Origin of the sequence: Kibdelosporangium philippinense, from assembly GCF_021390435.2 — a bacterium.
Taxonomy (GTDB): domain Bacteria; phylum Actinomycetota; class Actinomycetes; order Mycobacteriales; family Pseudonocardiaceae; genus Kibdelosporangium; species Kibdelosporangium philippinense.
Window position 1 is genome coordinate 1,587,766 of sequence record NZ_JAJVCN010000003.1, and the last position, 26,309, is coordinate 1,614,074.

At 64.4% G+C, this 26,309-nt stretch carries 26 protein-coding genes and 1 pseudogene; 12 read left to right on the forward strand and 15 right to left on the reverse strand.

Going from position 1 to position 26,309, the window contains the following annotated elements; all coding sequences use genetic code 11:
* The first annotated feature begins 114 nt into the window (after positions 1-114).
* From LWC34_RS39600 to LWC34_RS39610, 3 genes are read left to right on the forward strand one after another with little or no spacing between them, the layout of a single operon-like run.
* Positions 115-1,011, forward strand: coding sequence for an AraC-like ligand-binding domain-containing protein (locus LWC34_RS39600; RefSeq protein WP_233730331.1), 897 nt, complete (start codon positions 115-117; stop codon positions 1,009-1,011).
* Between the two features lie 26 nt (positions 1,012-1,037).
* A complete protein-coding gene (locus LWC34_RS39605) occupies positions 1,038-2,147 on the forward strand; it encodes an aminotransferase class V-fold PLP-dependent enzyme (protein WP_233730332.1) in 1,110 nt (369 codons plus the stop codon).
* Complete coding sequence (locus LWC34_RS39610) at positions 2,144-2,668, forward strand: Ldh family oxidoreductase (protein ID WP_233730333.1); 525 nt, start codon at positions 2,144-2,146, stop codon at positions 2,666-2,668. The genes LWC34_RS39605 and LWC34_RS39610 overlap by 4 nt, the downstream gene beginning before the upstream one ends.
* 379 nt (positions 2,669-3,047) lie before the next feature.
* Here LWC34_RS39610 and LWC34_RS39615 read toward each other — a convergent pair whose 3' ends face one another.
* A complete protein-coding gene (locus LWC34_RS39615) occupies positions 3,048-3,365 on the reverse strand; it encodes a hypothetical protein (protein WP_233730334.1) in 318 nt (105 codons plus the stop codon).
* Between the two features lie 200 nt (positions 3,366-3,565).
* Positions 3,566-4,987: an MFS transporter gene (locus LWC34_RS39620; protein ID WP_233730335.1), complete on the reverse strand. Its 1,422-nt coding sequence runs from the start codon at positions 4,985-4,987 to the stop codon at positions 3,566-3,568.
* Between the two features lie 95 nt (positions 4,988-5,082).
* Between LWC34_RS39620 and LWC34_RS39625 the strand changes: the two genes are divergently transcribed.
* Positions 5,083-5,709 carry a TetR/AcrR family transcriptional regulator gene (locus LWC34_RS39625; RefSeq protein ID WP_235730306.1) on the forward strand — a complete coding sequence of 209 codons (627 nt, stop codon included), beginning with the start codon at positions 5,083-5,085 and terminating at the stop codon, positions 5,707-5,709.
* A gap of 57 nt (positions 5,710-5,766) precedes the next feature.
* The gene (locus LWC34_RS39630) at positions 5,767-6,726 is read left to right on the forward strand and encodes a YdcF family protein (RefSeq protein WP_233730336.1); all 960 of its coding nucleotides are present in this window, start codon (positions 5,767-5,769) and stop codon (positions 6,724-6,726) included.
* On the opposite strand, the gene LWC34_RS39635 is transcribed toward LWC34_RS39630, so the two are convergent.
* The 4 genes from LWC34_RS39635 to LWC34_RS39650 form a co-directional block, all read right to left on the reverse strand.
* Complete coding sequence (locus LWC34_RS39635) at positions 6,703-7,107, reverse strand: PPOX class F420-dependent oxidoreductase (RefSeq protein WP_233730337.1); 405 nt, start codon at positions 7,105-7,107, stop codon at positions 6,703-6,705. The two genes, LWC34_RS39630 and LWC34_RS39635, sit on opposite strands and share 24 nt — an antisense overlap.
* A complete protein-coding gene (locus LWC34_RS39640) occupies positions 7,088-7,504 on the reverse strand; it encodes a hypothetical protein (protein WP_233730338.1) in 417 nt (138 codons plus the stop codon). Before LWC34_RS39640 ends, LWC34_RS39635 begins: the two co-directional genes overlap by 20 nt.
* A 208-nt stretch (positions 7,505-7,712) precedes the next feature.
* Complete coding sequence (gene atpF, locus LWC34_RS39645; protein ID WP_233730339.1) at positions 7,713-8,255, reverse strand: F0F1 ATP synthase subunit B; 543 nt, start codon at positions 8,253-8,255, stop codon at positions 7,713-7,715.
* Between the two features lie 37 nt (positions 8,256-8,292).
* The gene (locus LWC34_RS39650; protein WP_233730340.1) at positions 8,293-8,742 is read right to left on the reverse strand and encodes a MarR family winged helix-turn-helix transcriptional regulator; all 450 of its coding nucleotides are present in this window, start codon (positions 8,740-8,742) and stop codon (positions 8,293-8,295) included.
* 75 nt (positions 8,743-8,817) lie between these two features.
* On the opposite strand from LWC34_RS39650, the gene LWC34_RS39655 reads away from it, so the two are divergent.
* Both LWC34_RS39655 and LWC34_RS39660 read left to right on the forward strand, forming a co-directional pair.
* Complete coding sequence (locus LWC34_RS39655) at positions 8,818-9,762, forward strand: amidohydrolase family protein (RefSeq protein ID WP_233730341.1); 945 nt, start codon at positions 8,818-8,820, stop codon at positions 9,760-9,762.
* A gap of 67 nt (positions 9,763-9,829) precedes the next feature.
* On the forward strand, positions 9,830-11,335 hold the full coding sequence (locus LWC34_RS39660) for an MDR family MFS transporter (RefSeq protein WP_233730342.1): 1,506 nt from the start codon (positions 9,830-9,832) through the stop codon (positions 11,333-11,335).
* On the opposite strand, the gene LWC34_RS39665 is transcribed toward LWC34_RS39660, so the two are convergent.
* A complete protein-coding gene (locus tag LWC34_RS39665) occupies positions 11,307-12,473 on the reverse strand; it encodes an erythromycin esterase family protein (RefSeq protein ID WP_233730343.1) in 1,167 nt (388 codons plus the stop codon). The two genes, LWC34_RS39660 and LWC34_RS39665, sit on opposite strands and share 29 nt — an antisense overlap.
* An 80-nt stretch (positions 12,474-12,553) precedes the next feature.
* On the opposite strand from LWC34_RS39665, the gene LWC34_RS39670 reads away from it, so the two are divergent.
* On the forward strand, positions 12,554-13,231 hold the full coding sequence (locus LWC34_RS39670; protein WP_233730344.1) for a TioE family transcriptional regulator: 678 nt from the start codon (positions 12,554-12,556) through the stop codon (positions 13,229-13,231).
* 243 nt (positions 13,232-13,474) lie between these two features.
* A pseudogene (locus LWC34_RS59075) lies at positions 13,475-13,567 on the forward strand (hypothetical protein); the annotation flags it as partial.
* On the opposite strand, the gene LWC34_RS39675 reads toward LWC34_RS59075, so the two are convergent.
* Genes LWC34_RS39675 through LWC34_RS39695 form a run of 5 tightly spaced genes read right to left on the reverse strand, consistent with a single transcriptional unit; the run spans position 13,568 to position 17,305 of the window.
* Positions 13,568-13,879: a winged helix-turn-helix domain-containing protein gene (locus LWC34_RS39675; protein ID WP_233730345.1), complete on the reverse strand. Its 312-nt coding sequence runs from the start codon at positions 13,877-13,879 to the stop codon at positions 13,568-13,570.
* Complete coding sequence (locus LWC34_RS39680) at positions 13,876-14,475, reverse strand: hypothetical protein (protein WP_233730346.1); 600 nt, start codon at positions 14,473-14,475, stop codon at positions 13,876-13,878. Before LWC34_RS39680 ends, LWC34_RS39675 begins: the two co-directional genes overlap by 4 nt.
* Positions 14,476-14,500: 25 nt before the next feature.
* The gene (locus LWC34_RS39685) at positions 14,501-15,523 is read right to left on the reverse strand and encodes a hypothetical protein (RefSeq protein ID WP_233730347.1); all 1,023 of its coding nucleotides are present in this window, start codon (positions 15,521-15,523) and stop codon (positions 14,501-14,503) included.
* 41 nt (positions 15,524-15,564) lie between these two features.
* Positions 15,565-15,942 (reverse strand): RidA family protein, encoded by a 378-nt coding sequence (locus LWC34_RS39690; protein WP_233730348.1) that lies wholly within the window; start codon positions 15,940-15,942, stop codon positions 15,565-15,567.
* Between the two features lies 1 nt (position 15,943).
* The gene (locus LWC34_RS39695) at positions 15,944-17,305 is read right to left on the reverse strand and encodes an MFS transporter (RefSeq protein ID WP_233730349.1); all 1,362 of its coding nucleotides are present in this window, start codon (positions 17,303-17,305) and stop codon (positions 15,944-15,946) included.
* A 57-nt stretch (positions 17,306-17,362) separates the two neighbouring features.
* On the opposite strand from LWC34_RS39695, the gene LWC34_RS39700 reads away from it, so the two are divergent.
* Positions 17,363-20,311 (forward strand): ATP-binding protein, encoded by a 2,949-nt coding sequence (locus LWC34_RS39700; protein ID WP_233730350.1) that lies wholly within the window; start codon positions 17,363-17,365, stop codon positions 20,309-20,311.
* Here the strand turns inward: LWC34_RS39700 and LWC34_RS39705 are convergent.
* Positions 20,271-21,158 carry a DMT family transporter gene (locus tag LWC34_RS39705; protein ID WP_233730351.1) on the reverse strand — a complete coding sequence of 296 codons (888 nt, stop codon included), beginning with the start codon at positions 21,156-21,158 and terminating at the stop codon, positions 20,271-20,273. The genes LWC34_RS39700 and LWC34_RS39705 overlap by 41 nt on opposite strands.
* Before the next feature lie 51 nt (positions 21,159-21,209).
* Between LWC34_RS39705 and LWC34_RS39710 the strand changes: the two genes are divergently transcribed.
* The gene (locus tag LWC34_RS39710) at positions 21,210-22,019 is read left to right on the forward strand and encodes a helix-turn-helix transcriptional regulator (protein ID WP_233730352.1); all 810 of its coding nucleotides are present in this window, start codon (positions 21,210-21,212) and stop codon (positions 22,017-22,019) included.
* Positions 22,020-22,088: 69 nt separating this feature from the next.
* Here LWC34_RS39710 and LWC34_RS39715 read toward each other — a convergent pair whose 3' ends face one another.
* Positions 22,089-22,808 carry an SDR family NAD(P)-dependent oxidoreductase gene (locus LWC34_RS39715; RefSeq protein ID WP_233730353.1) on the reverse strand — a complete coding sequence of 240 codons (720 nt, stop codon included), beginning with the start codon at positions 22,806-22,808 and terminating at the stop codon, positions 22,089-22,091.
* Positions 22,805-23,497, reverse strand: a complete 693-nt coding sequence (locus LWC34_RS39720; RefSeq protein ID WP_233730354.1) for an NAD(P)-binding domain-containing protein — start codon at positions 23,495-23,497, stop codon at positions 22,805-22,807. Before LWC34_RS39720 ends, LWC34_RS39715 begins: the two co-directional genes overlap by 4 nt.
* Before the next feature lie 78 nt (positions 23,498-23,575).
* Here LWC34_RS39720 and LWC34_RS39725 point away from each other — a divergent pair, with 78 nt between their 5' ends.
* On the forward strand, positions 23,576-26,278 hold the full coding sequence (locus LWC34_RS39725; RefSeq protein WP_233730995.1) for an ATP-binding protein: 2,703 nt from the start codon (positions 23,576-23,578) through the stop codon (positions 26,276-26,278).
* Positions 26,279-26,309 lie beyond the last annotated feature (31 nt).

A 26,309-nucleotide genomic window follows, 5' to 3' on the forward strand; every position in this document is an offset into this window, starting at 1 on the left:
GGCGACAGTGGCCACGCGTTTCACTTATCCGGATAGTTGCTGCGTTCGGCGGACAGTTGGGATTTCGGCGGCCCCCTGGCTAAATAGGAGGGACGCGGAAGCGAAGGAGCTGCCATGAGCGTTCTCGCTAACCACCAGGTCATCGACACCGTGGACGTGGACGAGGCCCGTGCGGTCGGCAGCCGCGTGTTCCGCAACCACCAGCTCGCGCCCGAAAGCGGCAACGGGTTCCGTGCTGTGCTTCGGTCCGCTGCGGTCGGCGGGATGACGCTCACGTACGTCGACTACCGCGTCGGTGTCCGAATTGCTGCTTCCGAGCCGAGCAGCGGCTTCCTCGTCCACATCCCGCTCACTGGGCACGCGGACATCACGTGCGGCCGCGAAGCCGTGAGCTCGGATCCGGCCAACGCGGTCGTCGTCGACCCTGCCGAACGACTCGATATGACCTGGTCACGGGGTACGCCACAGCTCATCATCGGGATCGACCGGGAACGGATGGAAGATCATCTGCGGCGCACGCTGAACCGCTCGCTCGACCGGCCGTTGCGCTTCGGACTCGGCATGGATCTGACGTCCGCGGCAGCTCGTGCCTGGCTCGACGTCGTGCACCTGCTCCTGCGCGAGGTATCCACGACCGACCACGCGCCGCTGGCGATGGAACACCTGGAAGGGCTGCTTTTCCAGCGGTTTCTCCTGGCCCAGCCGAGCACGTACAGCGGCGCGCTCGGCGACGAGCGGTCCGTCGCGCCGAGGGCGATCCAGCGAGCGATGAAGTTGATCGAGCACCATGCGGCCGAGCCGCTGACCGTCGAGGACATCGCGGAGGCCGACCCGAACACCGTGAGCGTCACCGAGGCCGCCACACGCTGGCTTTCCTGCACGCCGGGCGGTTCGCCGTGCAATACCGCGAGCGGTTCGGTGAGACGCCGTCCACGACGCTGCGGCGCTGACGTGCGCTGCGCGGACAAGCGGCGCGTTAGGTGGATAGCGAAGCCAGTGCAGTCGACATAACGTCCCTCGTGTCGATAGGAGCACGTGTGACAACCCCAGAGGAATTCCGACTACGTTTCCCGGCGCTCACCGAGACGACCTATCTGGCGTCGTGCAGTCAAGGCGCATTGTCGGACATGCTGGCAACCGCGCTCCTGGAATTCCAGCACACGCTCCTTGAGTACGGTGCGCCTTGGGAACAATGGCTGGAGCAGGTCGATCTGGCCCGCCAGTTGTTCGCCGACATGATTCACGCGACCACGGACGAGATCGCTGTGGTGCCGTCGCTGTCCGCCGCCGCGTACCAGGTCGCGTCGACCAGAGATTGGCGGTCGCGGCCGCGGATCGTCACGACCGACATGGAATTCCCATCGGTCGCTCACGTCTGGCTGGCGCAGCGTGGAACCGATGTCCGATATGTCGAAGATCGGTCCGGTGTCGTGTACGCGGAAGATTACGACGCCGCGATCGATGAGACCTGCGGGCTGGTTTCCGTGCCGCTGATCTCGTATCGCAATGGGGTTCGCCTTCCGGTCGAGAGTGTCTTGGAAAAGGCTCGATCTGTTGGCGCTTTGACGTTCGTGGACGCCTATCAGGCCGCGGGCGTTGTACCCATCGATGTACGGCAGCTGGGTTGTGACTTCCTGGCCGCCGGATCGCTCAAGTACATGCTTGGGATTCCCGGGATAGCTTTCCTCTATGTGCGGGAAGGCGTTCAGGACGCGGTCGACCCGCAAGCCACTGGCTGGTTCGGCCGTCGTGACCCGTTCGCTTTCAACCCACGTGTGATCGACTTTCCGGCGAACGCGCGGCGATTTGAAAGCGGCACGCCCGCGATCCCAGCTGCCTACGGTGCTGTGGCAGGGATGCGGGTGCTGGCTTCCCTTGAACCGAAGGCGATACAGGGCCACATTGCCGAGCTCACGGAGTACGCCCACAGCGTGCTGGATGACCTTGGGACACCTTCGGATCCGTCGTTGCGAGACCCGCAGGTAGCGTTGATCGACCCCAATCCCAATGAACTGGCGGAGTTTCTGCGCGCCCGGAACATCGTCACCAGCCCGCGTGGCGAGCTGCTGCGAATTTCGTTCCACTATTACAACACCAGCGACGATGTGGACGCTGTCGCTGCCGCGATACGTGAGTACCGCAAATGACTGTCGTGACTGCGGACTGGCTGACCGAGGCGATCGAGCGGATCTTCCTCGCCCTCGAATACTCTCCTGACGCGGCACGGACCGTCGCCGAATCTCTGGTGGACGCCGACCTTCGAGCTCTGCTCGTGCCCATGTATGGCGTCGAGAAACCCGAGGTGGTCAACGACTTCGGCGCGATCGCGACCTTGGACGCCCACCACAGCATTGGTCAGCTCAGCGGCGATCAAGCCATGCGTCTGGCGATCGAGAAGGCCCGCGAGTTCGGTATCGGAGCTGTCGCGGTCCGGCACGCGTTCCATTTCGGCGCGGCATTCCGTTACGCCAGCGCAGCAGCTGATGCAGGCTGCGTCGGCATAGCAGCAGCTAATACCCGGCCGCTGATGCCCGCACCCGGAGGAGCAAAACCGGTTGTCGGCACAATCCCCTCGCTGTCGCCGTCCCGTTGCCCAACCGGCCACCGATTGTGCTCGATATGGCGTTGTCCGAAGCGGCCCTTGGCGGACCCAAGGGATACAGCCTAGCGTTGATCGTCGACGTGTTGACTGGCGTGCTTCCGGCGGTGGTTTCGGAAATGGGGTACGAGGCCTGTACGCCGACACCACAGTTCCCAACGACTGCGCGCATTTCTTCCTGGCCGTCAATCCGGATGCTTTCGGTGACGAATTCGCAAGCAACACACTGAGATTGGCCGAACAGATCAACGCATCGCGAGGCACCGGACGGGTTTACCTGCCAGGGGCAGACTGAACAGGAACGCGGCGAAACCGCGGCACAGAACGGCATCCGGATCGACGCCGATGTCCTGGCAGCATTGCGTGCGACAGGCAGCCCGCTGGCGATGGCTCCCTGACCCTTGTGAGTGGTTAGCCGTGTTCTAACACGTCTAACCACTCACGAGGGTTAGAGCCAGTCGATTCGGAATCCGGCGACGTGTGGGGTGGCGAGCAGGCCACGGCATTGCGCGTCCGAGGATTCGAATCCGGTGTACGCGATCGTGCCGTATTCGTTCCACGAACTGAGCCCTGCCTCGCAGTACGCGATGACGCGGAATCTGTCCGATGGGCCGTAATCACACAGGACCGCGATGCCCTCGCCGTTGCCGAGGCCGTAGAAGTGGTGGTCACAGCGTGGTGGTTTGACAGGCGACGCCACGGCGGTACCAGCGAAAGCCACCACCGAGAACAGCATCGCCACACCGGAAACCATCAGCCTGCGCATGGGTTTTCCCTTCCGTTCGTTGACAGTCCGAACGTACGGGGATGTGCGACGGGTAGGCAATTAACCGCTCGGGTGGCGCGTTATCACGCAAGGTCACTGTGTTAACTCTGACGATGGATCATGCTCGCCCGATCGGCCGGAAAGGGTATTGCCATTGCCTAATGTGGATCGAGACTGGAATGCCCGGCCCCCAAGGTAAATCACGCGGACGCAGGCTGCGGAGCCGGTGTCTCGACCGAGGCCGGTTTGCGCGCGGGGATGAAGGCAGCGATGGCCAGCGCGGTCAGTGCCGTTGCACATCCAATGGCCATGATCAGACGGAAACCGTTCTGTGACGGCACTTCCACCTGTCCGAACGAGATGGTCAGGTGGGCAAGGATCGCGCCGGACACCGCGCTGGAGATCGACGTACCAATCGACCTCATGAGGGTATTGAGGCTGTTGGCCGCCGCGGTCTCGGACAACGGCACGGCCGACATGATCAACGCGGGCATCGCGCCATAGCCAAGGCCGATACCGCCACCGATCAACGCCGAGATCAGCACGAGCTGCCAGATCTCGGACATCATGAACACGCCAAGGCCGTACGTGACACCGACGACCAAGGCACCGACCATCAAAGTCACCTTGGGCCCGTACATCCGCGAAATGCGGGCGGAAACCGGCGCGGTCGCCATCATCACCAGGCCGGACGGAACGAGCACGAGCCCGGTGGCCAGCATGGACTGCCCCAGGCCGTACCCGGTCGCCGCGGGCAACTGCAGGATCTGCGGCAACACCAACGACATCGCGAACATCGCGAAGGCGAACACAATGGACGTCAGGTTCGTCAGCAGAACCTGACGGCGTGCGGTGGTCCGCAAGTCCACAAGCGGCTGCCGGACCCGCAACTCAAACCAGCCCCACACCAACAAAACCACGGCCGCCACGCCGAACAGGCTGAACGTCAGCCCGGCGCTCCAGTCAGCGCCTTTGGAAATCCCCAGCAGCAAGCAAACCAGCGCGACCGAGAGCCCCAGCGCCCCGATCAGGTCGAACCGCCCGCCAGTGCGCACATTGGACTCGGGCACGAAAGCCAGTACCAGAGCGAAAACCACGATACCGAGGCCTGCGGAAGTCCAGAACAGCACGTGCCAATCCGCGTTCTCCGCAAGCAAAGCGGCCGCGGGCAAACCGAGAGCACCGCCGACGCCAAGGGAGGCACTCATCACGGCGGTGGCCGAGCCGAGGCGTTCCGCCGGTAACTCGTCACGCATGATGCTGATACCCAACGGAATCACGGCAGCCGCAGCACCTTGCAACGCACGACCGACGACCATCGGCAGCACGGTGTTGGACAGCGCGGCAATGGTCGACCCGATGATCAGCAGCGCCACGCTGAACAGGAGCATGCGGCGTTTGCCGTACATATCGCCGAGCCGCCCGACCACAGGCGTCGCGACGGCACCGGCGAGGAGTGTCGACGTGATCACCCATGACGCGTCGGCGGCGGAGGCGTTCAGCAGCTTCGGCAGAACCGGCAGCAGCGGGATCACCAGGGTCTGCATCAGCGAGACGACCACACCGCCAGCCGCGAGCACCGGCACGACGACCGATGACCTCGACGCGGAAACTTGGGACATGCAGAGCCTCCCTCTCGGCTTATGCTGCGGATCATAGATTAAGTCAGTCGACTGACTTAACATCGAGGTGAATAAGCTGACGGGAGGTGGTGAACATGAGAACGTCACGGGCTAGCGCGACTCGCGAGCTGATCCTCACAGCGGCGGAACGACTGTTCGCCGAGCACGGAGTCTTCGCCGTGTCCAACCGCCAAGTCAGCGAAGCGGCCGAGCAGGGCAACAACACGGCTGTCGGCTACCACTTCGGCACCAAGGCCGACCTGGTGAGAGCCATCGCACGCAAGCATTCGGGGCAGATCGAGGGGATCCGCCAGCGAATGGTCGCCTCGCTGGACGAGCGGTCGGACCTGCGGGCCTGGATCGCCTGCCTGATCCGGCCGACCACCGAGCACCTTGAGGAACTGGGCAATCCGACTTGGTACGGCCGGTTCAGCGCGCAGGTCACGACCGATCCTTCGCTGCGGCAGATCATGTTCGAGGAATCGCGGTCGTCGCCTTCGCTTGTGCGGATCACGGCCGCGTTCAACCGGTTACTGCCTGATCTGCCGGACGAGGTCCGTGCCGAACGCCGGGATATGTCCAGGCAGTTGATGGTGCACATGGTCGCTGAGCGGGAACGCGCGCTGGCCGATGGCACGCCAACGCCACGATCGAGTTGGCGGCACACGGCGGATGGGTTGATTGACGCACTCGTCGGCCTATGGCTCGCGCCGGTCAGTTGACGACACGTTCTCGCCGTACTTCCCGGTGATAAGTCCGATATGGACTAGGGTGCCCGCGTGTCCTGGTTGATCGCCCTTTTCCCGGCCGTGATGTTCATCCGAGGCTTCCGGCGGGACCGGCGCAGAGTGTCCAACGCGATGTGGCTTGGCGTGACGCTGGTGTTCTCCGCGCTGGGCAGCACGTCGCCGTTCGCGGGTTGGGCCTTCGCGTTGGCGCTGCTCGGCATTGGCGTGGTGCTGCCGGTCGGGCTGATCCTCAACGGCTTGGAAATGCTCCAGAAAGAGCGCAGGACCCTGGGCAACCTGCTTTCGTTCATCGCCGGGATCGCCATCGTCGTCGTGGACATCTCGTTCATCGTGGTCGCGTCGGGCGGGCTCGGCCCGATCCACGCCTTGCTCGGCGCGGGCGTCCTACTCGCTGGGTACGTCGGCTTCTTCTGCACGAGTGTGCTGCTCTACTCGGTCATGTACAGCTTTTTCCAGCGTGGCGCGCAGTACTCCGCCTTGATCGTGCTGGGGTCACGGGTGATCGGTGATCGCGTACCGAAACTCCTTGCCAGCAGGCTCGACAAGGCGATCGGTGTACGCGAGCGCCAAGAACCGAAACCGGTCGTCGTCGTGTCCGGCGGCCAGGGTCCCGACGAAGAGGTCGCCGAGGCCACAGCGATGCGGAACTACCTTGTCCAGAAAGGACTCCCGGACAACGGGATCCTGGTCGAGGACAAGTCCACGACCACCGAGGAGAACCTGCGCTTCAGCTCGGAACTGCTCAAGAACAACAACGTCCAAGGCCCGATTGCCGCGGTGACCAACAACTATCACGCGTTCCGGGCCGCGGTGACCGCGCGCAGGCTCGGCCTGCCGGTCGAGGCGATCGGCGCGCCGACCGCGAACTACTTCCTGCCGAGCGCGTTCCTGCGTGAGGTCATCGCGTTGATGCGGGAGAACAAGGTCGCCCACGCCATCCTGTGCGGCTCGATGACCAGCATGTACCTACTGTTCGTCTACACGCGCTGACACGTTGCCGAGCAAGCGCTTGATCGTCATCTCAAGGACGACCCGCTTCGGATTGACCCGCGGAGTTCGATACCGCTCCGCATAACGACTCTCGGCCTCACGAACCGACTCGGCATCATCGCGGAGCACGACTATGCCTTCGATCGTGGACCACCGACGGCCGTCGAGCTGGCAAAGCGCTGCGGGCAAACCAGAAGCGGCACGGATGCGGTGTGCTTTGACCGAGTCGCCGGAGGTGATGACGCGGACGATCCCCGCGGGGATGTCGAGGGTCGCACCCACCGGGACGACGTGCGGTGTGCCGTCCGGCCGGATCGTGGTGAAGGTGCAGAGGTGGCGTTCCCGCCAGAACGCGGCGAGGTCACTCTGTAGGTCGATCACGGCCGGACGGTACCTGATGCGTGGGCATCGGGAACGGCACACCGGGACAAGCGATGTCACTCCTGGGGAACGTTCCGTCCACAACGAACTTGTCGACCACGTCGGCGACGCACGTGTTGCCGGTGACCCTGCCGGGGTCCCGTGGATCCAAAGTGGACGTGTCTGGCAGGTCGCCGCACGAGACGGTCGCACTTCTGGTCGTGCCACGCGGGTCGATGGCGTAGATATCCTGGCTCTCGACCATTGTGGTGTGCGCGAAGTACAACGGGAACGTTTGCGCCGGTGCGCCCGGCTCGCCGGGATTGGCGAACAACGTCCCCTTCGCGGGCTTATTGGCGATAAGTCTGCTCACCGCGATCGTGATGTCGGATCCCGAATCCGGTTGATTCCAGTTCATTGGCACGGCGTACGTGCCGCATTCCAACCGTTTCGCTGCTTCTACCGAAAAGCCTGACGGCAGGATGCTGTACCTGCCGTCAAAGCCGCTAAACCGAAACGCCCGTCACAATCCGGAGGGTGATCGCCACACGATCGAGTGTGGCTTTCCGGATCGGACGGGCGCAAAGCTAGCGGTTATCCTGGCTGCTTTCCGCCAGGAATTTCACTCATCCACGTTCAGCGAGAAAGCGGTCGATTGTGCCGCGGCGACGGGCGTCGGCTTCGACTTCCGACGGCGTTTCGCCGAGCACCCGGCTGGCCAGTTCGACCGCGATCCGGGAGACCTCGGGGCCGAGCTCCGCCTTGACCTGCACCCGCTGGGTCTCCAGGTCGGCACGGGTGGCCATGACCAGCTGATCGGCCTCGGCCTTCGCCTGGGCGCGGACCTCGTTGAGCACCTCGTTGCCCTCGGCGCGGGCCTCGTCACGGATGCGCGCGGCCTCGGCCTGCGCGGCGTGGATCTGCTCCTGGTAGTTCTCCAGCGCCTGCTGTGCTTGCGCCTGCAGCGATTCGGCTTCGTCGATACGGCCTTCGATTCGGCCCTGCCGCTCGGTGTAGAGCTTCTCGAACCGGGGCACGATCACCTTGGCGATCAACAGGTACAGGATGATGAACAGCACAAGGCCGAGCGGGATCTCCACGAACGACGTGCTGGGGAAAACCGGGCTTTCCGTGTCCGGGTCAACAGCTTGGGCAATGAAGGTGAACATCGGCGCTCCCCCGGTCGTCGTCGGTGTGGTGGTTACCTTACTTGGTCGGTGTTTCGGACCATTTGGCGATCATCCCCGCCATCCGTCGCAGCACGTCGACGAACACTTCCCGCTCCCGCGGGCTCAGTGATTCGTAGTCAAGGCGCTGACTTTCCCGAAGCGCGCGGTGTTGCTCTTCGACCAGTTCACGGCCGTGCTCGGTGAGGTCGACCACAACTTTGCGCTCGTCTTCGGGCGAGCGTCGCCGCACCACGACACCGTCCTGTTCGAGCTGCTTGAGCATCCGGGTCGCGCTCGGCCCGGACACCCCGGCATGCGTGGCGATCTGGCCGACCAGCAGCGGACCGTGGGCCAGCACCGCGTCCAACAGCGTGAGCTGGGACAACGACAAACCCGCGGTGGTTCGAGCCAGGCGGCCGCGGTTGCGGCGCATCGCCATGAAGAGGTCATGCGTGGCCGCCACGAAGTCGTCGAAGTCTGTTGTCACGGTCACATGTTAACTCGCGGAATATCTAACTAGTTATCTATTGTTTTGTTAACTAGTTCGTGAGAGGAGCCGGAGATGCGCATCGACGTGCACGCCCACCTATGGAGCGAGGCCTACCTGGACCTGCTGGAGAGCTACGGCAACACGGCCACGGCCGTGCACCGCGGCCTCGGCGCCGGGTCGACGGACAAGGAACTGGACGCGCGGTTCGCCCAGATGGCCAAGGCAGGCATCGACCTGCAGGTCCTGTCGACACCGCCCGCGTCACCCCACTTCGAGAACGAGACCAACGCGGTTGACGCAGCTCGTCGGGCCAACGACGAGTACGCGGAGATCGTCCGGCGCTACCCCGACAAGTTCCGCGCGTACGCCTCGCTGCCGTTCCCGCACACCGACGCCGCGTTGACGGAGTTGACGCGCGGACTCGACGAGCTGGGCATGCTTGGCGTGACAGTCACCACATCCGTTCTGGGCCGCGCATTGGACGACCCGGCGTTCGAGCCGGTCTTCGCGGAACTCGACCGCCGCGGCAGCATCCTTTACGTCCACCCGGCTGGCGCAGGCGCCGAGTCGTCGTTGATCAACTCGACCATGACCTGGTCGGTCGGCGCGCCGATCGAGGACACGATCTCGTTGACGCACCTGATCATCGCGGGCGTGCCGAGCAGGTACCCGAACATGACGATCGTCGCCTCGCACCTCGGCGGCGCGTTGCCCATGCTGCTCAAGCGGATGGACCGGCAGACCACATGGGAAGCGCCGAACACCCCGGAGAAGCCAAGTCTTGCCGTGCGGCGGATGTACTTCGACACGGTCGCGCACGGTCTTGACCCGGCTTTGCGTGCGGCGGTTGACGTTCTCGGCGCGGACCGGCTCGTACTCGGCACCGATTTTCCGTACCAGTCAGGTGAAGCGTTCACCGAAGCGGTGACTTACGTACAACGCGCGGGTCTGCCCGCGGAAGCGGTGAACCAGATTCTGGACACCACTGCCCCGAAATTGCTCGGGATCGCCGAGTAGTGCAATTCACAGCACACCTGGAATCACTCTAGGTGGATGATGGTTGTTGGTTTCGTGGGAGGAATCAATGACTGAGGTCACCCGCGCAGCGGTCGGACTGCGCTCTGAGCGAGGCCCGGTACTCGGGTCGATCATGCTGGCCACCGCGTTGGTGGCGCTGGACAGCACGATCATCGCGACAGCCGTACCGTCCATTGTGGCCGATTTGGGTGGCTTCTCGCAGTTTCCGTGGCTTTTCTCGGTTTATCTGCTCACCCAGGCCGTCACCGTCCCACTCTACGGGAAATTCGCCGACCTGTTCGGCCGCAAACCCGTACTGCTGTTCGGAATCCTGGTTTTCCTGATCGGTTCGGTGCTGTGTGGGTTCGCCTGGAGCATGCCGGTCCTGATTGCCGCACGAGCGATCCAGGGAATCGGCGCGGGCGCGGTCCAGCCGATCAGCATGACCATGCTCGGTGACCTGTATTCGCTGGAGGAACGCGCCCGGGTACAGGGCTACGTGACAAGCGTCTGGGCCGCCGCATCGCTCGTCGGCCCCGCGCTGGGCGGCATGTTCTCCGAATACATCTCCTGGCGGTGGATCTTCTTCATCAACGTGCCCGTCGGCATCTTCGCCGTACTCGTGTTGATGCGGAAGTTCACCGAGAACATCACCAGGACCAAACACAAAGTCGACTACCTCGGCTCGGCCCTGCTGACCATCGGCCTGTCCCTGGTGTTGCTCGGCCTGCTCGAAGGCGGCGTCGCCTGGGCATGGAACTCCGCGCCCAGCATCCTGATCTTCGCGGCCGGAGTGGCCCTGTTGATCGCTTTCGGCTTCGTGGAACGTAAAGCCGCCGAACCCGTGCTGCCGCTCTGGGTGTTCCGCAACCGCACCCTCATCGGCGGCAACCTGATGGCCGTGGTCGTCGGCGCGATGCTGATGGGCCTCAGCTCCTACCTGCCGACCTTCGCCGAAGGCGTCCTGGGCACCGGTGCGTTGGTCGCGGGCTTCACCCTGGCCGCGATGACCATCGGCTGGCCGATCGCGGCCACACTGTCCGGGCACGTCTACATGCGAATCGGGCTACGCAACACCGCATTGATCGGCGCGGTGTTCGTGATCGCCGGTGCCATCCTGACCGCCACCCTCACCGCCGAAAGCACAGTCTGGCAAGCAGGCGGCGCCGCATTCGTAATGGGCGTAGGGCTTGGTTTGTCGTCGAGCCCTTCGGTTATCGCGGTGCAGTCCTCTGTCGGCTGGGAACAGCGTGGCGTGGCGACCGGCGCCAACATGTTCGGCCGTTCACTGGGCAGCGCGGTCGGCGTGGCGGTGTTCGGCGCGATCGCCAACGCCACCCTCGCCAACCGCTTCGCCACCCCACCAGCCGACGTCGCCGGACACCTGCCCAACAGCCTCGACGCGACCAGCCTCGTTCTCGGCTCACACGACGAATCCCCGGTTTCCCTGTTCGTGCGCGGCTCACTGTTCGACGCGACGCACAACGTCTTCGTCGCGCTGATCGTGGTCGCCGCCGTCAGCGTTCTGGCTCTGCTGTTGATGCCTAGCCGTACAGCTGCGGAACAGTCTTGATGAACACGATCCCGTCGGTCTCCCGGACATGGGTGGGATCCAGTGGGGCGTAAGCGAAGTTGTCCGTCTTACGCCGCTCGAGACCGGTGACGTCGACGTCCGCCGAATTCAGCAGGTAGTCCCCCGGCAGTGCGTCCAGAACCCCTTCCAAGGTGCCCGGTTGCGGCGCGCCGATGTTGGGATTCGGCGCGGTACCCATGGCCGTGGCGATGAAGACGTACTCCTCGCGGAGTTCCGCGCTGACGATCGCGCCCGCACTCCACCATTCCTGATGCGCCCCAGCGAAATTCATCGAGCTCTTTCGCCGCTGCAGGTGACTGTTGTGCGCGAAGACGAACGTCTTGCCGTATTCGGTGATGGCCTTGAGGTTCTCCGCCATCAAGCCGTCCCGAATCCCGAGCAGGTATGAGATCCGGTCAGGCGAATCGACGGCCATTCCTTCGTGGTACCGCAACAAAGCGGTCGCAGTTCTGCCGAACAACCTGGCTCGCCACCAATCGTCCCGCGAGAGCGCGACCAGCTGCGGGGTCTGCTCGGTGAGGCGGCCACGCAGGTGGTCGACGATCAGCCGGAGCTGCTTCACCTCGTCCGACGAGCCGACTGATTTCGTGGGATCCATGATGACTTCGGGGTTGGTCCAGCGCTCGTCCTCGAACAGTAGCGAGTCCACTGTGTACGGTGAACCGAGGTAGGCGTTCAGCTCGGTGATCGCCTGTCGCGGACTCTCCGCGTACGCCACCTCGAACGGGCCATCGAACCCGAAGAACCGAATGGGCTCTGGATGGTTCTCGTTATACTCACGCATCCACCGGACGAGCGCGCGGGACGACTCGAACTTGCCGAATTCATGGCTGAAGCCGTCACGCATCACGTCCTCGAACGACCCGATGCCGTCAACGACATAGGAATTCACCACCAGACCGGCAAGGCAGCCGCTCTCGATCGCGATCGACCGGTAGCCGTGGTGTTCGACGAGGTGCTGGAAGATCTGGTTACGCAGCAGCGGGAAGGTCTCGACGTGGTGCGTCGGCTCGCCGAGCGCCAGGATCCGCGGGTCGCCAGCAAGCGACCCCAGGAAAGCGTCCACCGCCGGCCCGACGTCCCCATCCAGTGCCACTCCGATGTCCTGAACAATCATGGCCTTTACCGTATCGTTGAATTTACGATGAAGACTTCAGCAACGAAACGAGTCAAAAACCGAGGAAAAGTCTCAACACTATGAGCAGGCCCATCGATCTGGCCAGGCAACACGGCCTGTCCACGCAGGCGGTCCGCAACTACGAAGAAGCGGGCATCCTGCCGCCAGCCGAGCGCACGGCCAGCGGCTATCGCAGGTACACAGACCTGCACGCGAAGGCGCTGAGTACATTCCTCGCGCTGATCCCAGGACACGGCCACCCGGCCGCGACCATGATCATGCAAGCGGTGCACGAAGGCATGCCCGACAAAGCCCTCGCGATCATCGACGACTGCCACGACCTGCTCCGCAAGGACCGGAAAACCCTTGCCGCGGTGGAAAACGCGTTGCAGAACCTGACGCCGCCAGCAGAGTCCAAAGTGGCCTCAGTCGGGGCGCTCGCCCACCAGCTCAAGGTCCGCCCGGCGACCCTGCGCAAGTGGGAGCGTGCTGGCGTGCTCGTGCCACGACGTGACCCCAAGACCGGGTATCGGGTGTACACGGCCGCCGACGTCCGGGATGCCCAGCTCGCGCACCAGCTCCGGCGCGGCGGCTACCTGTTGACCCAGATCGCCGACGTGCTTGACCAGGTCAGGACCGCAGGCGGAATCGAGCCACTGCAGGCCACTCTGGATGACTGGCACTCGCGGCTCACCCAACGCGGCCGGGCAATGCTCGCCGGTGCCGCCGAACTCCACAGTTACCTCGTGAGTGGTTAGCCGTGTTCTAACCCGAATAACCACTCACGAGTCCCACGCTGGAAGTCTCCCCATGGTAGTCCGGATCCCGGCGCTGTTCGAGTACATTCCGAAAGTCGAGCCGTCGATCGCCAAAGCATGCATGGGCGGCCTGGTGCCGACCGCGGTGAACGGCATCGTGCTCGACCGACGCCGTTACCTCGCACCAGATCCACACAATCCGGTACTGCGTGACGCGATCAGCAAGGCGTACCGGAAGCTGGCTACCAGGTGCAGTTCGTTGACCACTGGCGGACGCATCACCTGGCTGGCGGCGGCGGTCTGCATTGCGCGACCAACGTGCTGCGCGAGATGTGATCAGGCCTCGGCGACCCGTTCCACGTGCGCCACGATCCGTTTGAGGGCAGCGATTTCCTTGTCGAGAGCCGCTTTCCCGGCACCGGTCAGCTTGGCCCATGTGCGGGGACGGCGGCCTTCGTAGCCCTTCTCGATCTGGATGAACCCAGCGTCCTCCAACACCTTCAAGTGCCGGTGCACAACGCCATCGGTGAGTTCGAGTGTGTCACGAAGGAACGAGAAGTCGGCCCGGCCAACCTCCCGCAACACAGCCAGCATGCCAAGACGAATCCGCTGGTGCACAGCGTCGTCGAGGTCCCCAGTCAGGTTCACGTCGCCACCTCACGCGAGGACAGCAGCATCAGGCCAGGCACAACCAAATGCGCGGCAACGACCGAAGCGAACAACGGCAGCAACTCAGCCTCGGACCCGGCAACGTTCAGCGACCCAGTCGTGAACCACAAGCTACCGATCAGCACGGACACGACGACCGTCACCAACGCCGTGCCCCACCTGCGTTCCAATGACGCCAGCACAAGCATGCCCACGGCCAGCGCGCATCGCGGCACGGCCCCAGGATCCCTGCCTGGAAGTAGCCAGGAAACCTGGTGGTCCACTGCGGCCAACGGCGCGACCGCAGCCACGCAGACGACAGCCGCGATCGCGATGGCTACCGACATGTACCGGTAGGTCGCGCCTGCTTTCAGGCGTCCTTTGTGGACCAGAATCGCCAGGCAGACCGGGACGGCGAGTGGCCAGTAGAAGTCGCTGACCACGAAGGGGCCGACGGAAGGCTCCTCAACATCCCAGAGCATCAGCACGAGCAGGCCTTCGCCGATGATCGCGCAGCCGAAGACCAGCATGGCCAGCGGCAGGACGCTGGTGGCGCGCCTCGCCTTGGCCCTCAGGTCCGCAAGCCAGTCGATCATCAGGTAAGCCTAGTGGCTTGGCCTTCTACTCTTCTTTCTCTCTGGCATGAATGTCCACGACCGCTCGCACCGCCACCAGTTCGTCATCCGCGTAGTCGGCGTACACCGGGAAGAACCCGTCGCCCCAACTGGTCATCGCGAACACCATCCGCGCACCGCCGACCTCGATCTCACCGGACTCGGTCTCGGCCGCGCGGACCTCCCGCATCACCTGCCAGTGGTGCGAATGCGGCCGGAAGTCGAGCTTGAGAACCTTGCCGTTGGCCTCCTGCCACGACTCAACGGTCTCGTACCGCTCAATCGCCTCTTCCAGCCCAAGGTTCTCCCAGCCATCCACACCCTCGGGCAGCTTGCCAGCCCCATGCACAGCGGCCGCTTCTTCCGCGTCACGCCCCCAGAAAGCCACATCCGCCTTGCCATCGGTTGGCCGTAGGTGCCGCCAAGCACTCAACGCATCCGCGTCAGCAAAAGACAACCGCGCCCAGTCGACACCAACACGCCCCAGCAACTGACTGCGCGTCACGGGTTTATCGCTCAGCAGCACTGAAATGTCCTGCAGCCGCACACCGTGCTCGCCGTAGTCCCGTTGCGTCCCTTCAACCGGCAACGCACGGTCGGTAGGCAAGCCATCCACAGCCACAACCGGAATACCGAAAACGATGAACTGGCCGTCACCCCTGCTCACGCAGCGTCGCACGCGCTCCCGATGCGGTACGCGGTCCGCGAGCGCCTCAGCCCTGGCCTGAAAGCCCTGTTCGTGGCAGAACTCGGAGAACTCGCGTGGCATTTCGTGCACGTGTGACATCGGGATGTCGTACAACGCTGTGCCTGCTTGCCTGCCGTACTCCCGGGCCGCCTGTTGCGCGTCCGGTCCGACGATGTCGAAGTCGACCGCTCCGGAGATCTCCCTGATCAGCTGGGGATCGTCGATGTTGAGCAGCACCGGGTCGATCTCGGCAGGCGACTTCTCGCCCGACCATGCCCCAAGGTAGCCCCCGTCAGCGACGACCAGCTGGCCGGACGGACACGTGATCTGCCCCAATCGCATCGCCGCATCCTATTGGGTGTCACCCGATGGGGCATTTCCGCTCACTCTTCGATCGCGTACGCCTCGATCTCGACCTTCATCCGCGGGTCGACCAGTGCGGAGACCTGGACCAACGTCCCGGCGGGCAGCACGTCGCCGAACACTTCCTGATGTGCCTTGGCCACGAGCATCTTGTCGTTGATGTCGGTCACGTACGCGACCGTCCGCACGACAGCGGCCCGGCTTGACCCGGCCTCATCCAAAGCGGCCTCGATGATCTCCAGGATGTTCTTGGTCTGCTGGTAGGCGTCGGTCCCGTCCAGGTGCGGGTCACGCGCGCACGTCCCGGACACGTGGATCTGGTTGCCGACCCGGACCGCCCGGCAGTAGCCGTAAACAGGTTCGAACGCCCCACCCGACGAAACGTTTTGCCTGGCCAAGTCATCGCCCCTTGAGTAGCCGGAACACGAGCACCGACAGCACCGCGGTGATCACCGCGCACAGTATCGCCACCACATTCAGACCCGAAGTGAATTCCGCGGGCGCGCTGTCCAGCAGCGGCTGCCCGTTCGTGGCCACGGCCGTGCCGACGACACCGAGCACGCCGACACCGAACGCGATGCCGAATTCCATCGCGGTCTCCGACATGGCAGCCGCGGACCCGGCCTTCTGCGTCGGCGCGGTGCCGATCACAAGATCCGTACCAAGGGTCATGATCGGCCCGATTCCCAGGTACACCAAGCAGAAACCTGTCACAACCGCAGCCAATCCGTCAGCGAGAGCAAGCACACCGAACCCGGCCGTGGCGGCGGCCAAAGCGACACCAACAATGACCGCGGGCGACCACTTCTCGGCCAGCTTCGGCGTGATCAACGAGCTGATCACGAGAACCACCGCGGACGGCACCAGCCAGAAGCCCGCGACCAGCGGCGTGAAGTCCTTGACCACCTGCAGGTACTGGCTGACGAACAGATAGATGCCGCCGATCGCGGTCATCGTGAACACCAGCACCAGCAGCGCGACGCTGAACGACCGGTTGCCGAACATCCGCAGGTCCAGCAGTGGATCGGCAAGCTTACGCTGCCGTCGTACGAACAGCACGCCGAACACGAGGCCGACGATGATCGTGAAGCTGCCGTGCTGCTTGATGCCGTAGATCACCGGCAACACCGTGGCCAACGACAGGAACACGCTGATCAGATCCAGCTTCCCGGCCTGCGTGTCACGGTATTCGGGCAGCAGGAACGGCCCGGTCAGCACAAGGACGACCATGATCGGCACGGCGAGCAGGAACACCGAACCCCACCAGAACCACTCCAGCAGCACGCCGCCGACGATCGGCCCAAGCGCGACTCCGGCCGAGAAACACGTGGCCCACAGTCCAATCGCGAACGCCCGTTGCCCCGGCGGGAACATGGTGCTGATCAGCGCCAACGTCGACGGCGCAAGCGTGGCACCGGCGACGCCAAGCAGTCCCCGAGTGATGATCAGGAACAACGGGTCGGGCGCGAACGCGGCGAGCGTCGACGCGGCGGCGAACGCGGTCGCGCCGATCAGCAGCAGTTTTCGCCTGCCGATCCGGTCCCCGAGTGTGCCCATGGTGACCAGGAACCCGGCAACCATGAAGCCATAGCTGTCCACGATCCACAGCAGCTCTGAGTCGGTCGGCCGCAGGTCGGCGCTCAGCTGCGGGATCGCGAGGTAGAGCACGGTCGCGTCCATGGCCAGCAGCAGTGTCGGCAACGCCAGCACCGCAAGACCGATCCATTCCCTGGCCCCTGCCCGGGCCACAGTCTTTTCCATGGACGCAAGCGTGTGCGCGGGCGCTTACCAAGGGCTTACCAAACTATTCTCAGACGTATGCGATTCGGCGTGCTCGGGCCGCTCACCGTGCACACATCGCACGGCGAGCCGGTCACGGTCACCCGGACCGCCGTCCGTCTTCTCCTCGCTGACCTGCTGGTTCACGCTGGCGAGCCGGTTTCGGCCGACCGGCTGATCGAGGACATCTGGGGTGTCCAGCCGCCGCGTGATCCCATGGCCGCGTTGCAGGTCCGGGTCGCTCAGCTCAGGTCCGCCCTCGGCGACCGGACGCTCGTGGAGTCCACCCCGGCTGGGTATCGGCTGCTGGCTCAGGACACGGATGCCGCCGAGTTCGTGGCCCTGACCAGGCAGGCGGCCGCTGATCCGGTCCATCGAGCCGCCAAGCTCGAACAAGCGCTTGCTCTGTGGCGTGGACCGGCCTACGCGGACTTCGCGGACAACGCGTTCGCCCAGCCCGCGATCACCCGGCTGACCGAGCAGCGGCTGACCGCGATCGAAGACCGCCTTGACGCCCTCGAAACCTGGGACCTGGGCGAACTCGCCGAACTGGTGGCCACGCATCCGTTGCGCGAGCGCCTGAGGGCCGTGCACATGCGGGCGTTGTACCAGGCAGGGCGGCAAAGTGAGGCGCTGGCGAGCTTCCGTGAACTCGCCGCATCACTCCGGGACGAGCTAGGAATCGATCCCGGGACGGCTATTGTCGAGCTGCACCAACGAATTCTGCGCCAAGACACCGGCCTGACCAAGGCTCGCACCAACTTGCCCGCCACAGAGCCACTAATCGGCCGCGCGGCAGCAACCGCCGAAGTAAACGCTTTGCTTGAGTCGCAACGGCTTGTCACGTTGACCGGCTCCGGAGGCGTTGGCAAAACACGGCTTGCGCTGGCGACCGCAGGGAATGTCACCCTGCCTGACGGCGTGTGGCTAGTCGAGTTGGCAGCGGCCAGTTCGGTCACCGAGGCCATACTCACCACGTTGGGCGTACGTGAATATCAGGAACTCACACCAACAGACTTGGTGCTGACAGCGTTGCGGGACAAGCAAATGCTGCTCGTTCTCGACAATTGCGAGCACGTGGTTGCCGAGGCCGCGGACCTGGTGTCCCGGTTGTTGCGCACGGCCCCAAGTGTGCGAGTGCTGACCACAAGCCAAGAACCACTCGGACTACCAGCTGAAATCCGCTATCCCGTGCCACCCCTCGACTCGGCGGACGCTGTAGCCCTCCTGCGTGAGCGCGTCAAAGCCTTGGGGCATCAGCTTTCCGACGATCCCTTGGTTATCGAGCTGTGCAAGCGCCTGGACGGCATCCCGCTCGCCTTGGAGCTCGCCGCTTCTCGTGTCCCCGCGTTGGGCATTGCCGAGCTGGTTGCCCGGCTTGACGACCGTTTCAAGGTCCTGACCTCCGGATACCGTGACGCGCCACCCCGGCAACGCACGCTCCGCGCGATCCTCGACTGGAGCTGGGGCCTGCTGTCACCCCAAGAACAGCTTGTCCTGCGAAGGCTTTCCGTGCACGTCGAAGGATGCACGTTGGCGGCCGCCGAAGCCGTGAGCGGCCTGGACGTCCTCGACGAACTCACAACTTTGGTCCAACGCAGCCTTGTCGTAGTCACGCACAATCCCGTACCCCGCTACCGTCTGCTGGAATCGGTCGCGCAGTACAGCCTCGAACGTCTCGCGGAGTCCGGGGAAGAGCCGGAAACCCGGCAACGCCACCAGATCTGGTATCTACAGCTAGCCGAAGAAGCCCGCGACAACCTCTACGGCCCCGGTCAACAGCACTGGATAACCACACTTGACCGGGAATCAGCCAACCTGCGTGCGGCGCTGGACAGCATGATCCGAACCGGCGCGGCCGACCCCGCGTTGCGCCTTGCCAACGCGCTCACGGGCTACTGGTTCCTGCGCGGCAGGCGCGCCGAATCCACGCGCGCCCTCAACTCTGCTTTGGCCTTGGGCGGATCACGCGCGTTGCGTGCGCAGTCGAAAATCTGGCAGCTAGGCCTGGACATCCTTGCCGGACAACGAACCGACCGCGTGGCCGCCTGCGAGGCCGCGCTCCAGGATTTCGAAGGCGACGGGCTGCATCGAGCAGAATGGTTCCTGGGATACGCCCTCTTCACCGCCGGTGAGCTGACCGCGAGCGAAGACTTGATCGCACGCGCGCTCGCCGGATTCAAGGACGACCCGTGGGGCGAAGCCGTCGCGCTCGGTGTCCGCGCCGACCAGGCATCAGTCCGCGGCGATCTGTCCACTGTAGAGCAAGCAGGCACGCGCGCCGCCCGGATGCTCGCTGAGATCGGTGACAAGTGGGGCCAATCGCAAGTCGTGACACCACTGGCATCCCTTGCCGAGATCACCGGAGACTACGAACGCGCGGAACAGCTGCACACCGAAGGCCTCCGGCTCGCCGAGGAACTCGGCCTGTGGACAGACGTCGCCGAGCGCCTCACCGGCCTAGGCCGCCTCCGGCTACTGGCAGGCGACTACCGCGGAGCCTGGGACCTGCACGAACGCGCGATGCACCTGGCCGCGGAGCATTCGTACGAACCAGGCGTCGTGCACGCGGAACTCGGGTTGGCATTGGGCGCACGGCGTGAAGGCAAACTCGACATCGCCGAGAAGCACTTCAAGAACGTGCTCGAATGGCAACGCGACGCCGACTACACGCCAGGTGACGCCCTGATCTTCGCCGAACTCGGCTTCATCGCCGAGCTGCAGGGAGACGTCGCCAAAGCCGTCGAAATACAGCACAAGTCCTTGTACGCAGCGCAAAGCGTCGGCGACCCACGTGCCATCGCCCTCGCACTCGAAGGCCTCGCCGGTGCACACGCCCTCGACGGTTCGTACTCCAGGGCGGCCGAGTTGCTGGCCAAAGCCGCTTCGATGCGGGCCGCGGCAGGCGCGCCGCTGCCAAAGGCCGAACGGCTCGATGTGGACAGAATCACCGAGGCGATCCGACGGGGACAAGCTTCGGAGTCTTGACAATCGTCGCAAGGAACGCGCCGACGAGCATGCCCGCGGCACCGATCGCCTGCACCGGCGTGATCGATTCATCCAGAACCGCCCACGCCCCAAGCAGTCCGAACACCGGCACCAAGAACATCGCCGACGACGCCGTAGCCGGGCCGACCGTGCGCACGGCCTCGTAGTACATGACATACGCCAAAGCAGTCGGAAGGATCGCCAAATAGGCCTGGTTGAGCCAGAATTCAGCACCCAAAGTGGACCATTGCACGTCCCCGAAGAACGGCAACGCGACCACACCCAACGCCAACGCGCCCGCGGTCGTGGCGAAGGTCGTGACGGTGAACGCGGGCAAGCGGCTCAGCAACGGCGCGCCAAGCATCGTGTACGCCGCCCAACACGCCGCAGCCCCGAGAAACAGCAGGTCACCGACCAGTCGAGCACTGCCTCCACCAGGAATGCCGACGAAGAACACCGTCGCCCCGGCAACCGCGATCGCCAACCCCGTGAACGACCTGACCGTCAGCTTTCGACGCCCAAGCAGGGCCGTCACCGCGACTGTGATCACCGGTGCCGTCACCGGGACGATCACGCTGCCGTCCGCTGAAGGCGCGAGCGAGAGTGCCAGGAAGAAGAACGAGTTGTAGCCGAACATCCCCAGCATGCCGAGACCGGCGATCTTGCCGAGGTCCTTGCGCGGGATCCCCCGGCGGGTGCTGTGCAGCGCGAGCAGCACGACCGCGCCGAAGCCGAACCGGAAGAACGCGGCGACCTGCGGCGGGACCTCGTTCACACCAAGCTTCGACGAGGCGAACGCGCTCCCCCACAGTGCCATGACCAGCACAAGCATCAGATACGTACGCACGGTGAGCATCTTGAGGCGATCCTCACCTCAGGGTCTTGAACGCTCGTGCGCGTGCACAATGGAGAGGTGGAGTGGGCCGAATACCGACGGCTGCCGGACCGTCCAGTTGAGACGATGCACGCGCATTTCGAACGGCATCGCTACCACATGCATGCCCACGACACGTACTCGTTCGGTCTGACCGAAGTCGGCGCGCAGACGTTCGGCTGCCGCGGGTCACGCCGAACGAGCGCGGCAGGCATGGTGATGGCCTTCAACCCCGACGAGCCGCACGACGGGTACGCCGCGTCCGAGCTGGGTTTCACGTACCGGATCGTGCACATCCACCCGTCGTTGATCACCGAAGTGCTCTCTGACCAGGCCGGACACCCGGCTGGGCTGCCGCTGTTCGCCGAGCCCGTGCTGTATGACTCCGTCCTCGCGGGCGCCCTCGACCGGCTCTACAACAGCCTCTCGGACACGCCCCTGGCCATGGACGAAGCCCTGGCCGAGACCGTCGCGGCGATGGTTCGCCGGGCCGCGATGTCGGCACCGGCCGCCGTCACACAGCCGATGCCGAACGTGCGAAAAGCCCGTGACCTGCTCGAACAGGACTATCTCGCACCTTTGAGCGCCGACGACCTCGCCTCGGCCATCGGATGCAGCCGGTTCGCGCTGTACCGCGCCTTCAAGGCGACCTACGGCATGTCCCCCAGCGACTACCAACGGCAGCTCCGGCTGCGCTCAGCCCGTCGCCTGATCCGCGCGGGCATCGCACCCGCCGAAGCTGCCGTCCAGTCAGGATTCGCCGATCAAGCCCACCTGACCAGATGGTTCCGCCGCTACTACGGCATCACCCCAGGCACATACCAGCGCGCCTAACCCCAACGCCGTGTCCACCATTCCAGCACACCGTGTCCACCATTCCAGCACAGTGAAATGCACTTTCCGTCACTCCTGGGCCTTCTCGGCTGGCGTGATCCCCATGCCGCCGTCCACAGTCAGCCTGGCGCCGGTCGTGAAGGTCGCGTCGAACGCAAGGAACATCACGGCCGCGGCCACTTCCTCGACCGAGCCGTGCCGCTTCATCGGCGTGATCTGGTCGCCCAACGCCATGAAGCCCTTACGGTCCTCTTCGGACAAACCAGCGATACCCATTGTCGGCGTGTCGATGAACCCAGGGCTGATCACGTTGACCCGGATTCCACGCGGCATCAACGCACCCGCGATACCTTTGGCCATAGCCCTGATCGCGCCCTTGGCTCCAGAGTAGACGGTCAGCTCGTCCGTTCCGCCTTCGTCAGCGATCGAGGTCGTGAAGACGATCGACCCGCCGTCCCGGATCAACGGCGCCAGCTTCTGCGTGACGAAGAACGGGCCTTTCGTGTTCACCGCGAAGTTCTCGTCATACGAGGCCTCGCTCACCCGCATGAACCGTTCGAGCCGAGCGATTCCCGTGTTCACGAACAGGAAATCGATCCGGCCGAACCGCTCCTCGACGATCCTGCCGAGCGCCTCGATGTCGGCCATACTGGTGACATCGCTACGGACGGCGTTCTCGAGCGTCCCAACGTTCCGGCCGGTCAGCAGCACCTCGGCACCCCGCTTGCGCAACGCTTCGACGACCGCGTAACCCATTCCGTGCGTGCCGCCGATCACCACGGCCTTCATCGCAGGTATCCCGGCTGCTCAAGGCCAAGATCGTTGCTGGCATCGATGTCGTCCGGGGACTCCGGGTCGCTCTCGCCGACCGTGTGCAGCGCGAACATGGTCGCGGTCAGCCACGGAATCAGCAGCGACTCCACGAAGTCGCCCCTGTTCGCGCCGACCATGGACACCGCGTGCAGCCCACCGGCCGACTGGCCGTACATCGCACTGAGCAACGCCAGGTCGTAGAGCGCGGCCAAGCCGGGGTCCTCGCCAACGAACCTGCTCTGTCCCAAGACGTTCAACGTCTCCTGATACTTGTCGAAGACTTCCTTCGACCCGCTGTAGAGCACCATCGCCTCGGGCTGGCCGATCATCTGCGGAACAGCCATGATCCCGCCATCCAGGTAGTCGCCCTTGGCGAATTCCCTGGCATGCGCGGGCGTGCCGTTGGTCAGGTTGACCACGGCCTTGCCGGACAAGTCGATGAGATCCAGCACGGACTGTGCTGCCTTGTAATCGAGCACGCACACCACGACAAGCTCACTGGCCGCAACGGCCTCCGCGGCCGTGGGAGCGTGGGTCGCGCCTTCGACGACCTTGCCCGGCGTGCGATTCCATACGGTCGTCGGGTGACCGTTGTGTACGAACGTCTTGGCCAGGGTCTGGCCCATGGCACCAAGACCGATGACCGTCACTGATTGCTTACTCACCCTGCCAGCCTGCGGAAACGCGGTCTAGATCTGGTCTAGGCTTGGTCTGCGCGGTTCGAGGTGCTCGGTCCATTGCGGGTGTGGGCGGACGGCGAACCGGTCCGGATCGCGGAGACCAAGGTCCGCGCGCTGCTGGCCGATCTGCTGGCGCACGAGGGCAAGCTCGTCACCACAGACCGGCTGATCGAGGATCTGTGGGGCGATCGGCTGCCCGCGAACCCCAAGAACACCCTGCAGACCCGTGTCTGGCAGCTGCGTAAGGCGATCGGCGCGGACCGTGTGATCTCCCATCCCTCGGGCTATCAATTGCGTTTCGACGCCGACGAAGTGGACATGCTCCAGTTCCAGGCGCTGCTCAGCCAGGCTCGTGCTGAATCGCCTGCGGTCAAGGCACGCTTGCTGGCAGAGGCACTGCAGTTGTGGCGTGGACCGGCTTTCGAGGACGCCGACTTCGCCCGGCCCGTGATCGACCGGCTGGACGAACTACGTCTGACAGCACTGGAAGATCAGGCCGAGTTGGGCGAGGACGTGTCGCTCGACGAGTTGGTGACCCGGTATCCGTTGCGGGAACGGTTGCGTGGCTTGAACATGCGGGCGCTCTATCGTGCCGGGCGGCAAGCCGAAGCTTTGGAGAGCTACCACCAACTCCGTCAGCTGCTTGCCGACGAGCTCGGAGTCGATCCGAGTCCGGAACTCAGCAGCGTGTACCAGTCGATCCTGGTGCCTCAGACCAACCTTCCGTCCCCGGTGTCGCCCTTGATCGGCCGCGCCCAGGCGGTTGCGGACGCGCGTCAAGCCTTGTCCGAGGGCCGGTTGGTGACGTTGACCGGTCCCGGCGGGGTGGGCAAAACCCGGCTGGCTCTCGAAGTCGCGACTGGACAGTCCTTTCCAGACGGAACCTGGCTGGCCGATCTAACCTCCGCCACCTACGTACTCGACGTCGTCGCCCAGGTTCTGAATGTACGCGGCCGGTTGGTGGATGCGCTGCGTGCCAAGCGACTCCTGTTGGTACTGGACAATTGTGAGCACCTGATCGCCCAAGCAGCCGAACTGGCTCAGGAACTGCTTTCTGCCGCGCCGGGTCTGCGTATTCTCGCGACCAGTCAGGAACCTCTGACTGTGGACGGCGAGCAAGTCCTTCCTGTGGAACCACTTTCCCAGTCCGATGCTGTCGAACTGTTCATGAAACGAGCTCGTCTATCCATAGTGGATGCTGAGGTTCAAGCCATCTGCCGTCGGCTGGACGGTATTCCGCTAGCACTTGAACTGGCCGCGACCCGCGTAAGGGCAATGGGTGTGCGTGAACTCGCTGCCCGGCTGGATGATCGGTTCACCGTGTTGTCCGGCGAGAGGCGCGGTGTTCCCCAGCGCCAGCAGACCCTGCGCGCGATGATCGACTGGAGTTGGGGCTTGCTCACGCGGGATGAGCAGGTCGTGCTGCGCCGGTTGGCCGTAACCGCAGACGGATGCACGCTCGATGCTGCGATCGACCTCACTGGCGCATCCCTGGATACGTTGGCGCGCTTGGTGGATCGGTCACTCGTAACCATGCCTCGCTACCGCCTGCTGGAATCCGTGGCCGCCTACAGTCAGGAACGCTTGACGGAAGCGGGCGAACTGGAGTGGATGCGAGAGCGGCATCGTTCGTACTACACGGCACTCGGCGAAGAGGCCGCAAAGTACTTGCGCGGTCACAGACAGCAAGAGTGGCTAGTCAATTTGGACGCGGAAGCGGCGAACTTCCGCCGTGCTCGCAATCCCCGTCTGGCCGAGGCGTTGAGCTGGTACTGGTTCCTGCGTGGCCGGTTCGGCGAAGCCCAACGCGCGTTCGAGAACGGCGATTCACCAACGTCACAAGCCTGGTATGCCGGGTTCACGCTGTTGATCCGAGACGGCGCGGAGCCCGAAATCCCGGACGGCGACATCGACCCGCGGGCCCGCTGGTTCCTGACGTACGCCCAACACGGGTTCACCGGCGGCATGGAATTCGACGAACCCCGAGACGACTGGGATCGCGCGATCGCCTTGTACACCAAAGCGACAACGGCATTCGCCCGAGGCGATTTCCCCTCGGCACAAGACTTGGCTGCGCGAAGCCACGTCCTGCTCCGTGAGCTTGGCGACGGCTGGGGCCAGATCAAAGCTAACCAAGTGCTTGCTTCGCTAGCCGAGACCCACGGAAACTACGCCGAATCCGCGCGTCTGCAGGTAGAAGCCCGGCGAGTCGCGTCGGAACTAGGCCTCGCGGTCGAAGCCTCGTACGCACTGTCCGGCCTCGGCCGAATCGCGTTGCTACAAATGGACTATCGCAAAGCCGACGAACTGCACACCCAGGCAGCGCGACTGGCCGCCGAGCAGTCGCACCAGCGTGGCGTGCAGTTCGCCGAAGTCGGACTCGGCCTGAGCGCACGTCGGCAAGGCAAGCTCGACGAGGCCGAGGCCCACTTCCGGGCCTGGCTCGACTGGTGCCGCCGCTGGGGCGGTGACGCGGGAACCGCACTGCTGCTTGCCGAACTCGGCTTCATCGCGGAACTCCGAGGTGACGTCCAATCAGCGCTGGCCTTGCATGCGGAAGACCTGACCGTGGCTCGTGCCACCGAGGATCCACGAGCCATCGCTCTCGCTCTCGAAGGCCTCGCGGGCGCGCATGCCCTTGCCGGACGTACCACGAAGGCCGCCGAACTACTGGCCGAAGCCGACCAGCTCAGGCGTTCCGTCGACGCCCCGCTACCCCCAGGTGAGCGGGGCGACGTCGACCGGATCCGCCAAGCACTGCAGTAGCTTGATCGTTACTGTGACACTTCCATCGACA